7 protein-coding genes are annotated in these 13,480 nt (G+C 50.1%); 3 read left to right on the top strand and 4 right to left on the bottom strand.

All coding sequences use genetic code 11. The features are described from left to right. Positions 1 to 156 precede the first annotated feature (156 nt). From IC229_RS09430 to argH, 3 genes are all read left to right on the top strand, one after another. On the top strand, positions 157 to 783 hold the full coding sequence (locus tag IC229_RS09430) for a PD-(D/E)XK nuclease family protein (RefSeq protein ID WP_190886717.1): 627 nt from the start codon (positions 157 to 159) through the stop codon (positions 781 to 783). A gap of 103 nt (positions 784 to 886) precedes the next feature. After that, the gene (locus IC229_RS09425) at positions 887 to 2,191 is read left to right on the top strand and encodes an MFS transporter (RefSeq protein WP_190886716.1); all 1,305 of its coding nucleotides are present in this window, start codon (positions 887 to 889) and stop codon (positions 2,189 to 2,191) included. 86 nt (positions 2,192 to 2,277) lie between these two features. Beyond that, a complete protein-coding gene (gene argH / locus IC229_RS09420) occupies positions 2,278 to 3,612 on the top strand; it encodes an argininosuccinate lyase (RefSeq protein ID WP_190886863.1) in 1,335 nt (444 codons plus the stop codon). 44 nt (positions 3,613 to 3,656) lie between these two features. On the opposite strand, the gene IC229_RS09415 is transcribed toward argH, so the two are convergent. From IC229_RS09415 to IC229_RS09400, 4 genes are all read right to left on the bottom strand, one after another. Next, positions 3,657 to 4,697 carry a bestrophin family protein gene (locus tag IC229_RS09415; protein WP_190886715.1) on the bottom strand — a complete coding sequence of 347 codons (1,041 nt, stop codon included), beginning with the start codon at positions 4,695 to 4,697 and terminating at the stop codon, positions 3,657 to 3,659. A 227-nt stretch (positions 4,698 to 4,924) separates the two neighbouring features. Then, positions 4,925 to 7,249 (bottom strand): NHL repeat-containing protein, encoded by a 2,325-nt coding sequence (locus IC229_RS09410; RefSeq protein ID WP_223833931.1) that lies wholly within the window; start codon positions 7,247 to 7,249, stop codon positions 4,925 to 4,927. Positions 7,250 to 7,379: 130 nt separating this feature from the next. After that, positions 7,380 to 12,290 (bottom strand): NHL domain-containing protein, encoded by a 4,911-nt coding sequence (locus IC229_RS09405; protein ID WP_190886714.1) that lies wholly within the window; start codon positions 12,288 to 12,290, stop codon positions 7,380 to 7,382. Positions 12,291 to 12,506: 216 nt separating this feature from the next. Continuing rightward, complete coding sequence (locus tag IC229_RS09400; protein ID WP_190886713.1) at positions 12,507 to 13,373, bottom strand: SMP-30/gluconolactonase/LRE family protein; 867 nt, start codon at positions 13,371 to 13,373, stop codon at positions 12,507 to 12,509. Positions 13,374 to 13,480: the final 107 nt, after the last annotated feature.

Raw genomic sequence — 13,480 nt, 5'->3', positions numbered from 1 at the left:
GAAGCCCTGTGCGCCAGCATTACGTTCAGTTAGCTAGAATTCATATTATTTAGGGGCATACACTACGTAGTGAAAATGCGTAAATTTCTGGTGGCCGAAAACTATGGGCTGTGTTCGTAGTTTGGTGAATAATACCGAACGCCTTTTGCTACGTCGATGATTCAGTACCGCTTTTACCCTACGCTTCTGAACGTATTTTCCCGGTATCTGCACGGCGGAAATCTGTCGGTGCAGGAATTGATCGACACCATCAACCGGGTTCCTACACCAACCACGGCAGCGCAGGAACGGGGCGTCTCGTTTGAGGAGGCCGTTGTAAAAGGTACTGGCGAGGATCGGTTCGATGCGGAGATTATCAGGAAAGTTCGCAAGCTACTCCCCCGCCCTATCGTCGATACGCAGGTATACTGTCAATTGGAAATTGACGATGTACTGTTTTACGGTTACGTCGATTTGATCGGCAAATTCAAGGCAGTTGATATCAAAACAACGGGTTCCTATCAGCCCGGACGCTACGTACATAATCACCAGAATCTGTACCTGCACGCCCTCAAACGGAAAGGTATCAAGCTGATGGAATACGTCATTACCGCTTTTTCAGCCGATGGCCAGTCGGAGGTGTTTGTAGAGAGTTACGCGCTTACCCACCCCATCGATAGGCAGATCGAAGAAATTCGATTGTTTAAATCATTCCTGGAAGAACACCGACCTCTGATTGTCGATAAGAAAATATTTGTGGCTCCCGGAGAAGATGCCGATGCCCGAAGGAGTCAATCATCCTGAATGACAAAAATAGCCCCGGAAAAATCGTAAACAGGTTCTCCAAAATAGACCAGTCCCTCAATAACAAATTCCGGCTGGTCAGGATTCGGTGTAACTTGCGGGCATGATTCAGCGGACACTTCATCTTTATCGACGGGCGTATCAGGGGCTTTCGCCCTCGGTGTGGCTGCTGGCGGGCGTCATGCTGATCAATCGATGCGGCACGATGGTGTTGCCGTATATGTCACTTTACCTGACTCAACATCTGCATTATTCAGTTACGGATGCGGGTATAGTGATGGCCGTTTACGGGTCAGGTGCTTTCGTCGGTACGTTCATCGGCGGCCGCCTGACCGACCGCTACGGATTTTACTACGTTCAGTTGCTGAGTCTGCTGTTTAGTGGAGCGGCCCTGCTCACGCTTCAGTTTATCACCAACTTTTACCTGCTCTGCGCCAGCGTTTTTCTGTTTACGCTGTTGGGCGATGCGTTCCGACCGGCCAACCAGGCGGCCATCGCTCACTACTCGGAGCCGGAAACACGTACTCGTGCTTTTTCGTTTAATCGACTGGCTATCAACCTCGGCTGGGCAGTCGGTGGTGGATTAGGCGGCTGGCTGGCCAGTATTAACTATGGCCTCCTTTTCTGGACTGACGGCTTAACCTGTCTGCTGGCGGGCATTGTACTTTGGGTGTTTCTGCCCGTGCCAGTTGAAGTTACAAATCGAACGAATACGCGCGTGAGTACTACGTCGGAACCGGAAATCTCCGAAATGTTATCGCCGTATCGCGACCGGATATTTATTGGATTTGTGCTCTGTAATACGTTGTTTCTGATGGCGTTTTTTCAGTTTTTCACCATCGTACCGCTCTTTTTCAAACAAATTATTCACCTGACCGAACGTACCATTGGTCTGCTGATGGCGCTGAATGGCGTGCTCATAGTGACCATAGAGATGGCGCTGGTCTACGAACTTGAACAGCGACAAGTAGCAAAAATACCGTTGATCGTGCGGGGTGCTCTGCTGACTAGTTTTTCGTTCCTCATTCTCGCCCTGCCCGGCTGGCTCACCCGTTTCGGTGTTACGTTCGGAAATGACTTGATTCTCACTACGTTCATTCCGCTGGGATACGTTTTGTTTGCTACGTTCAGCGAAATGCTGGTCATGCCTTTTCTGCAATCGCTCACGGTTGAACGTTCCAATCAAAAAACACGTGGTCAATATCTGGCGCTCTATTCCATGAGTGGCGCTCTCGCTCAGACAACCGCGCCCGCTTTTGGCTCGCTGATGGTGGCGCAGGTCGGTTTTTCGGCGCACTGGCTAGCGATTGCGGGTATAAGTCTGTTGTCAGCTTTTGGATTCTGGCAATTTGGAAAACGATTCCAGAACGTTATACCTTTGTTAAAGAGCGAAAGAGTGAATGAGTGAATGAGTGCTTAGCGGATGGCTTTCGCTCTTTCACCGCTCCGGCGGCCCGGTCTTTCGCTCATTCACTCTTTCGCTCTTTCACCATTTTGAAACTCTGGCAAAAAGAAGGCGTTACTACAGCCGATCAAATTGAACGATTCACCGTCGGGCGCGACCGTGAAATGGACCTTTACCTCGCTCCATTCGACGTACTGGGCAACCTTGCTCATGCGCAAATGCTCGAAACGATTGGGCTGCTTTCTGGTGAGGAATTAAGCTTGTTGACTGATGAATTAAGAATCATTTATCAGCAAATTCAGGATGGGCAGTTTGTTATTGAAGAAGGAATCGAAGACGTACACTCGCAGGTTGAATTGCTATTGACCCAGAAATTGGGGGATGTGGGTAAGAAAATTCATTCGGGCCGGTCGCGTAACGACCAGGTTCTGGTTGATTTGAAGTTGTTCACCCGCGACCGGCTGTGGCAGGTATCGGAAGCTGTTAGGGAGGTTTTTGACCAGCTTATTAGTCGGTCGGAGCAGCATAAAGATGATCTTTTGCCGGGTTATACACATTTGCAGATTGCCATGCCGTCGTCGTTCGGGCTCTGGTTCGGCGCTTATGCCGAAGCGTTGGCCGACGATATGCTAACGCTGCAAACGGCTTACCGATTGGCAAACCGCAATCCGCTGGGTTCGGGAGCGGGCTACGGTTCGTCGTTTCCGCTCAACCGGACGCTCACAACGGAATTGCTGGGCTTCGAAGGAATGCACGTTAACGTAGTGTATGCCCAGATGAGCCGTGGAAAAACCGAGCAGACGGCCCTCACAGCGCTGGCCGCCGTGGCTGCTACGTTATCGCGAATGGCGATGGATATTTGCCTGTACAACAGTCAAAATTTTGGGTTTCTGGTTTTGCCGGATGCGCTCACGACGGGTTCGAGCATCATGCCCCACAAGAAAAATCCGGACGTAGCGGAGTTGCTACGTGCCAAAACGAACCGGATGAAAGCGCTGCCGATGGAAGTAACGATGGTACTGAGCAATTTACCGTCGGGCTATCACCGCGATATGCAGATTTTGAAGGAAATTCTGATGCCCGCTTTCGATGATCTGCTGGATTGCCTTGACATCACTACGTTCATGCTCGAACACCTTCAGGTGAAATCGAATCTACTGGACGACTCCAAATACGATTTGCTGTTTAGTGTGGAGCGGGTGAATGAACTGGTGTTGCAGGGTGTTCCTTTCCGCGAAGCGTATCGAACGGTGGGCAAAGATATTGCCGAACACACCTACGTACCGCCCCGTACGCTACGTCATACGCACGAAGGTAGCATCGGCAATTTGGACAATGATCTGATTGTGCAACATATGCAACAGGCGATGGATGGTTTTAAGGCAAATAGGGCGCAGGAAGCTGTAGCGAAATTGCTGGCATAATTTTTTAATAGTCCCCGGCAGCCGGAGCCTGTCGGGGACTATTACTACATCAACACCCCATTCTTAGCCTGGATGGCGGGTGGCACGTCGGTTTCGTCCAGCATCTGGAGTAAATCGATTTCAATGTTTCGACAGATGGTCAGCATTGGTACGTCGTTGAATAAGCCTTCGAACGGATTCTCGGAATAATCACCGACCAGTTCCATATTCACAAATACCCACCCGACAATGATCCCAAAAGGGATCGAAAGTCCAATTCCGGCATCGCCGATTTTGGCAAATTCACCCACAATTCCCAACGGTAACAGGAAGATAAAAATGCAGACAAAGATGAAACTCAGGTTTGCATACTGACGGGGAAAGGGCGTCCGCTTGATACGTTCGGCTCTGCCCTGCTGGTCATAGAAATCGTTAAGTAACCGTTGCATATCAGCCAGTTTGAAACTATCGATGAGGGATTGATTTTTCAATTCGGCCAATTTTTGTGACTGTGTGTCGATCAGATGCGCAGCGGGGTTAGCTTTGGTTTTGATACGTTCGTATTCCTCCGCCGGGATGTATTTCTGCTGAAATTTCTCATAGGTTTCGTCGGCATACAGCCCGATGCCCATCGTTTTGCTACGTTGTACGTTATAGCTCCCAATGCCAATGATTTTCAGGCTCATGTGTTCCCAGGAAACGGGCAGAAGGAGCTGGTGACGTAGCGTATAAATCCAGCCAAGATGGCGATAGATAAGCTGCTTTTTGACAGCCAGAAGTTCAGCTTCTGAAATGGCGTTTTGACCATTTTCATTTTGGATAAACGAACGTACTAGGCTAGCCCAGATACGGCTTCCGTTGACAATAGCGCCCCATATTTTTCGGCCTTCCCAAAGGCGGTCGTAACTCTGATTACTTTTAAAACCGACGTAGAAGGCCACCGCCGTACCAATCAACGATACTGGCAGCCAGGGAATCGATAACCATTTCCAACGGGTGAAATAATACAAAACAGCCACAAAGGTCATCCAGGCGGTGAGCCATATTAAATGGTGCCCCGAGAATTTCATTAATCCCCGAAACGAAAGATCCTTTTCTATCAACATGTTGAAGAATCGTTAAACTTCGGGACAAGATATTCAGGATTTGCCCACTCAGCAATAGAACGTTTGTTGGTTTCAATACGTAGCAATTCAACAATTGCCCAAATCGTATCTGCCGAAAAATAGACAAATCCCAGCACGTATCAGTACTGTCAGTTGCCGGGGTTTTCGATCACCATCTTTGGGGATGAAGACGTACCCAAAAAGCGCTACGTATCAGCAGCTTGCTATCAGTTAAGGGTCATTCCGAGCAAACTGCCCGCATTAAACAGCAGACTGCCCTCAGTACTATAAATTACCCGTTGTGCATGGCCTTCGTAACTAGTCGGCAAATTGACGGCATGGTGGAGCGTTACCACATCACCAAACGAAGGTAAACGACCGCACGACCATACACTGGCATCTGACCAACTACCCGCCTTTACGGTATACATCGAAGGACAATTAACTATTACCTGTCGGATACGATGGGCGATCTGATCGGCAATGTAGAAATTACCAGAACTATCCACAGCCACATCGGAAGGATACGCCAGATTAGCCAGGGTAGCTAGGCCTCCATCCCCTTGGCCCTTAAAACCACCCATGGTAGTACCAGCCGCAGTAGTGATTACATTCGACGTATTGACCTTGCGGACACGATGGTTTAACCGTTCAGCAATGTAAAGATTACCAGTAACGTCCACCGCCACACCAACAGGGCTCCATAGTTGAGCGGAGGTGGCCAAGCCGCCATCACCACTGTAGCCATAATTGCCATTACCCGCCACCGTGGTAATGACGCCCGATGTATTGATTTTGCGGACGCGCTGGTTACTCTGATCAGCAATGTAGAGATTACCATTCGCATCAAATGCTATATCTGCAGGGTCATTCAACTGAGCAGAAGTGGCCGCTCCGCCATCACCACCGAAGCCAGCAGTGCCCGTACCAGCCACGGTGGTGATGATACCTGTGGCGGCATCTACTTTCCGAATGCGGTAGTTCCCCTGATCGGCAATGTAGAGATTGCCAGCTCCATCCACCGCTAAACCAGCGGGATAATACAATTGGGCAGCGGTAGCTAGCCCTCCATCTCCGCCGGGTCCCGAACCGCTCCCTCCAGCCACCGTTGTAATGATGCCAGCGGTATTCACCTTACGGACGCGGCTATTAAACACATCGGAGAAATAGAGATTGCCAGTGCCATCCACTGCTAAACCAGTAGGAGAATACAATTGGGCAGCGATAGCCAGCCCTCCATCACCACTATAGCCACCACTACCCGTACCGGCCACGGTAGTAATCACCCCCGACTTATTCAGCTTACGGATACGGTTGTTACGTGAGTCTGCAATGTAGAGATTGCCATCCCCAGCTACCACCATACTACCGGGAGTATTAAGTTGAGCGGAGATACCCGATCCGCCATCGCCACTATAGCCACCGTTTCCATTAACGCCCGTACCGGCTGCGGTGGAAATAATGCCCGACGTATTGACTTTGCGGACCCGGTAACCGTTCTGATCGGCGATGTAGAGATTACCAATCCCATCCAATGCCAAACCCGCAGGGTCAAACAACTGAGCAGACAAAGCAGGGCCTCCGTCGCCATCGTAGCCAGCCCCCGCCACAATGCTAATCACACCCGACGTATTCACCTTGCGGATCAGACGATTACCCTTATCCGAAATATAGACATTACCGCTGCCATCCACCGCCACGCCCGAAGGGTTAGACAACTGAGTGGAAATAGCCGCTCCACCATCGCCATTATAACCAGCCGTGCCCGTACCAGCCAACGTAGTGATGATACCGGTAGCCGCGGTCACCTTGCGGATGCGGTGATTACTTCGATCAGCAATATAGAGATTGCCAGCACCATCCACTGCCACAGCAATTGGCTCATACAGGTGAGCAGAAGTAGCTGGTCCGCCATCGCCACTGTAGCCATAAAATCCATTACCCGCCACAGTAGAAATGATGCCAGAGGTATTTACCTTACGGATTCGGTTGTTCCCCCGCTCAACGATGTAGAGATTACCAAGCCCATCGATTGTTACCCCCACAGGCATATCCAATACGGCTGCGGTGGCAGGACCTCCATCTACGCTGATACCACCATACCCATTACCAGCCACCGTGGTAATGATACCAGTAGCCGCACTCACTTTACGGACGCGGTTGTTATACCAGTCAGCAATGTAAACGTCGCCACTCGCATCCACCGCTACGCCCGACGGGAAATTCAACCAGGCAGAGGTAGCTAATCGTCCATCCCCGTTATAGCCGGCAGTGAGATCGCCTGCTATAGTAGTAATAATTCCCGACGCATTCACCTTACGGACACGGTAGTTATACTGATCAGTAATGTAGAGATTGCCAGCACCATCGACTGCTACACTTGAAGGGCCAGACATTTGGACGGTAGTAGCAGGTACTTTTTCGCTGTTGTTGCCCGCCACCGTCGTAATTAACTGCGCCAATCCGGAAGTGGCCAGACCAGGCAGCAGTAAAATAGTAAGAAAAATGCATAGGAAGGCCGTGAGGGGCCGTAGGGGTAGTAGTGTAGGCATACGTAGTACAAGGAGATATTTGCAGGTAAATCAGGAACTCTAACCTACAAATATCTCATCCGACCCTTTCAAAGACAATGTCTATCCGGTAAATAGACAAAAAAAATAGAAGATTCATCAAAACGTACCATCAGTTAACGGCCAGCCTGAGCCGACTGCCAGTATTCGGTAACAGTCGCCCCGCCCCGCCATAAATCACCTTCTGCGCCTGACCGACGTAGCTGGCTGGCAAACTGACCGCGTGATTCAGCGTCACTACGTCCGTTACAACTGGCACGCGGCCACACGACCATACCGTTTGGTCATTCCAATTGCCCGCTTTTACACTCACCATCTGGGTACAGCTATTGTTGCTACAGGCCGCCAGCCAGTTAAAGCTGTAGCTGGCCGGTTGAGGACTGCCCTGCTGGATAGCTCGCAGTTGAATGACCGGATTGTCAGTATATAAGGTGATCTGATAGGGACCTGGATTGCTGGTCACTAACTGTTCATTCACCACGGAAAAACTGATGGGCTGCCCCGTTAATCCACCATAAATTGGATTAAACACAACCGTCCGTTGCGTGGCCGTAACGGCCGAACAACTCAGTAGATTGACGCTGGTGATAGTAAAGTTGATGGGCGTAGTGGGAGCCGGATTCACGGTCAGGTTAAAACTGGTACGAACCGTTAATCCTCCCGGATCGGTGGCTGTTATGGTCACACTGAACGGGGAACCGGTGGTTGTAGAAGGTATACCGGAGATAGTGGCCGGAGCTATAAAGCTAAGTCCAACTGGTAAGCCGCTCACACTCAAGGTGAGACTGTTAGGTGTCTCGGGATCGATAAATGTGTTGGCGGCAATACTCATACTAAACGCCTGATTCACCGTGGCCGACTGAGCTGGAATGGGATTAGCCACCGTAGGTGGGCAGTTGAGATAACTGATCGTCAAACCTGTAGACGCTGAACAGCCATTAGCTCCCGTCACTGCTACCGAGTAAACTCCTGCCTGATTCACCACCGCTACGTTCCCCGACTGGCTCACTACGCCCGGTCCACCAAACTGATACGTACTGCCACCACCCGCCGTTAACGTAACACTGGTCTGGCTACAGGTCAACGTACCGCTGGCGGAAAGTGTCGCCGTGGGAGCCGTAGTATTCGAGAAAACTGTAGTCGTCTGCGTGGCCGAACAGCCATTGGCCGACGTAATGATCACCGAATACGTACCACCTTTATTCACCACCGCTACGTTGCCAGACTGACTGATTACGCCCGGACCACTGAACTGATACGTAGTACCTCCACCTGCTGTCAACGTAACGCTGGCCTGAGCACAGGTCAACGTACCACTGTTGGAAAGTGTGGCCGTGGGAGGCAACGTATTGGCGAAAACCGTCGCAGAGGTTGCCGCTGTGCAGCCGTTGGGCAAACTGACCGTTACCGAATACGTACCACCCACATTCACCACGGCTACGTTGTTCGATTGGCTCACGATGCCCGGTCCGCTGAATTGATAGCTCGTGCCACTTCCCGCGGTGAGGGTTACACTCGTTTGCGCACAGGTTAACGTACCGCTGGTCGATAGACTGGCTGTCGGAGGAATTGTATTGATGAAGACGAAGGTAGTCTGAGTAGCTGTGCAGCCATTCGAACCCGTCACCGTCACCGAATAAGAGCCGCCTGTGTTCACCACTGCCAGATTTCCCGACTGACTAACCACACCAGGACCATTGAACTGATACGTACTGCCGCCACCTGCTGTCAGGGTAACACTGGTCTGACTACAGTTCACCTGGCCACTGACCGATAGTGATGCAGTAGGCGTGGTGGTGTTCGACGCAACGGTAGCGCTCTGGCTGGCGGTGCAGCCATTCGTGCCAGTAGCCGTCACCGAATACGCACCGCCCACATTGACCACCGCTACGTTAGCAGATGTGCTCACTACGCCCGGACCGCTGAACTGATACGTAGCACCGCCCCCCGCTGTTAACGTAGCACTGGTTTGAGCGCATGTCAACGTACCACTCGCTGAAAGGGTAACTGTGGGACTAGTCGTGTTCGATGCAACGGTTGTCGTCTGGCTGGCGTTGCAACCATTGGCCGACGTAACGGTAACTGAATACGTACCGCCTACATTCACCACTGCTACGTTACCCGATTGGCTCACTATTCCTGGACCGCTGAACTGATACGCACTACCATCCCCGGCGGTTAACGTAACGCTGGTTTGGCTGCACGTTAACGTACCACTGGCCGACAACGTAGCGGTAGGGAGCGCCGTGCTGGACTGCACAATTGTAATTTGCGTGGCCGTGCATCCATTGGCTCCTGTTACGGTAGTTGAGTAGATACCTTCCTGATCGACAGTTGCTACGTTACCCGATTGGCTCACTATTCCTGGCCCGGCAAATTGATACGTTACTCCTCCCTCCGCCGTTAAGCTTACGCTGGTTTGAGCGCAGGTCAACGTACCACTCACTGACAGGCTGGCTGGTGGGGCGGTTGTGTTAGAGAACACAGTAGTAGTTTGGCTGGCCGTACAGCCACTGGCAGAAGTGACCGTTACCGAGAATGTACCACCGGCATTCACCACTGCTACGTTGGCAGATGTACTTACGACACCCGGACCGCTGAACTGATACGTAGTGCCGCCCCCGGCCGTTAACGTAACGCTGGTTTGCGCACAGGTTAACGTGCCGCTTGCCGTGAGTGTAGGGGTAGGCGCCGGATTAACTGTGAGGGTAACGCTGGCGGTTGGACTGCTGGTGCCATCTGTTGCAGTAACGGTGAGGGTATACGTAGTGGGTACACTCACGGATGGAACTGTAAATGTTGGAGAGGCTCCACTAACCGAAATTCCCGTTGGCTGGCTGGTCCAGGAGAAGGAAGTTGGGGTAAAATTAACGGCTGTGGCAGTTAGACTAATACTACCACTTGAGCAGACGGCTACTGGCGTAGCTGGGCTAATGTTCACACTGGCAGGACCACTGACTTTACGAATACGAAAGTTACCACTATCAGTGATATAGATATTATTAGTAGCGTCTACTGCTAAACCGGCTGGGTAATTCAGAAGCGCATTGGCTACTGGACCCCCATCTCCAATTGACCCTATAGTACCATTTCCACTCAGGGTAGAAATAATACCATTCGTAGAGACTTTTCGGATACGTTGATTATACTGATCGGCAATATAGATAGTACCACTAGCATCGACAGCAACTCCAGAAGGGCTGCTCAAAGAAGCATTAGTAGCCTGCCCCCCATCTCCACTAAATCCTTCAGCTCCATTTCCTGCTACCGTAGAGATAATACCACTACTCATGGTTATCTTTCGAACACGCCGGTTACTCCTATCAACAATGTAAAGATTACCGCTTCCGTCCAGACTCACCGCATATGGGGAGAGAGCCGCATTAATTGCTGGACCACCATCTCCACTATGACTTGATGAGTAAGTACCAGCTATGGTCGTAATGATACCATTGGTAGTTACTTTACGGATGCGGTTGTTATATTGATCAGCTATATAAAGGTTACCACTGGCATCTATGGCGACTCCGCTCGGATAACTCAGCGTAGCGTTAGTTGCCTGTCCTCCGTCACCGCTGAAACCGGAAGAGCCAGTACCCACTACTGTAGAAATGATGCCCGCCGGAGTTATTTTTCGGATTCGCTGATTGTCCTGGTCCGCAAAGAAAACGTTACCACCAGCATCTACTGCCAGTCCAGTAACATACCCAATCTGAGCGCTGGTGCCGACTCCTCCATCGCCACTAAAACCGTATGTTCCCGTACCGGCTATCGTTGTAATAATACCATTCGCAGCTACTTTTCGGATGCGGACATTACTAGCGTCGGCAATATAGAAATTGCCACTACCATCTATAGCCACTGCTTGAGGGTAAAACAGATTCGCGTTGGTAGCTTGTCCGCCATCTCCACCAAAACTTGCATAGCCATTACCAGCATAGGTAGAAATAATACCACTTGTATTTACCTTGCGGATGCGATTGTTGTTTTGGTCGGCAATGTAGAGATTGCCGCTACCATCCACAGCTACTCCTCGTGGACCATATAGCATGGCGCTGGTAGCCTGTCCGCCATCGCCACTAAACCCTTCGGTTCCATTTCCTGCAACTGTCGAGATAATACCTGCTGCCGTCACCTTACGAATTCGATAGTAAGATGTAATAAAAAGATTGCCATTGGCATCTACTACTAAGCCAGAAGGCCCATTGATTGAAGCATTTATGGCTTGACCACCGTCACCACCACTGCCACCGCCAGCATAGGTAGAAATAATCCCACTCGTATTTACTTTGCGAACACGGCCACCGTTAACCTCAGAAATATATAGGTTATTATTATTGTCAATGGCTACTCCAAAGATAGTATTTAACCCTGCATTGGTTGCTAAACCACCATCTCCACTAGTACTAGACGATCCACTTCCAGCCACTGTAGAAATAATACCTCCTGTTGTGATTTTTCGAACGCGGTTATAATTTGGGTCAACCAAATAAATATTACCATTGCTGTCAAGAGTTATTGCATACAGATACCCAAACTGGGCATTAGTTGCCAGTCCCCCATCGCCACTAAAAGCAGGAGTACCTGTTCCGGCTATTGTAGAAATGATGCCATTGGCAGCAACCTTACGGACGCGGTAATTATATGAATCAGCAATATACAGGTTACCACTAGCATCAACAGCTACTGCTTGAGGATTAGCTAATTGAGCGTTAACAGCTTGCCCACCATCGCCACTAAAACCCATTGACCCTGTACCAGCCACAGTGGTGATCGTACCATTGGTAGCGACTTTTCGGATACGATGGTGGTATACATCGGCAATATAGAGGTTGCCACTATTATCTACAGCTATTCCAGCCGGGGCGCCTATCTGGGCACTGGTTGCTGGCCCTCCATCACCTGCCTGATTGGAGCCAGCTACGGTTGTAATAGTCTGAGCTCGGAGATGAAATGAAACGAAAAAACCGAGAAAAATGAGAAGAAAGGGCACACTGGCCCGCACGGGTAGTTGTCTTTGCATACGGAATGTGGATAGATGTTGGTACGTAAATACCTGATTATAAACCACAAATATCTCAATCAATACAATTGAAGGCAACTGTTGGCGGGGAAAGAATCAAAAAAATTAAAGGAATAATAAGAGTATTATACGTATAGCCGGTTGATGGATACACATAAACGCCAACGCCCAACCAGTATGGTCGGGCGTTGTACCTCACTACGTTCTGCGTTACGTTTATTCGACCTTATACGCTACAAGTTTATTCTTGAGAAATGTCGGTACGACCAGCAATTTCTTTTTCGCTACGTATTCAATATCGGCCGCATTGACTTTGTCGGGGCGGGTGTCGAGAAGTTCGGTTTTGGTGCCGTCGGCGGCAATGTGAAACAGGCGCCCGTTCCAGTCTGAAACGAAGAAATTCCCTTTCCCTTCCGGTACGATACCATCTGTGTTGGCCATACCATCGGCCAGTTGCTTCAGTGTTTTGGTTTTCAAATCCAGTGCGCACAGAGCACCGGTTTTTGTGTTGCCGACCATCAACTTATCCGTACCAACTGCATACAAGCCATTCGGATTGTTGAGCGGCTCACCTTCCATGAACACTTCCCATTTGTCCTCTTTCAGGCGATACACTTTATTGTTGCGGTTATCCGATACGTAGACCGTTCCCTCTTTATCGACTGTTACGTCGTTCAGGAAAGCGCCCTGCCCCACGGCATCCCAGGTTTTTTCGGCCTGCCCGTTTGACGTATTGATGCACACCAGCCGATGCACATCCGTTACGTATAACCTATTCTTATACAGGCCCATACCTTTCGGAGCATTCAGTCCGGCAGTCCATTGCAGGTTCTCAATTTTACCATCTAATGACACTTTCGAAATAAACCCTGAACCATCCAGCGCATCGGACTTGCCATCGATGTTGGCTACGTACAACGTATTGCTGCCATCAAACAGCACCGACTCCGGCGTACGTAACGTAGTGTCGGTTTCCCATACTTTTACCAGTTTAGGTGGTTTCGCAGCCGGAAGCGGTAACGTTAACGACAACAGGCTAGCATCACAAAGCAGTGCGGTGGCAACAAGTAAGGTTTGTTTCATGGTTTGGCTAAATGAATTGAACGTTGGTCAAAAATGTGGCACGGTTCCTGATAAAGAAAACAGTCGAGCACATTTGCCACAAGATCACCCAATTAAATAATTGTAAA

This window comes from Spirosoma profusum (assembly GCF_014699005.1).
Classification (GTDB): domain Bacteria; phylum Bacteroidota; class Bacteroidia; order Cytophagales; family Spirosomataceae; genus Spirosoma; species Spirosoma profusum.
This window is presented reverse-complemented; position numbering and strand designations above follow the sequence as displayed.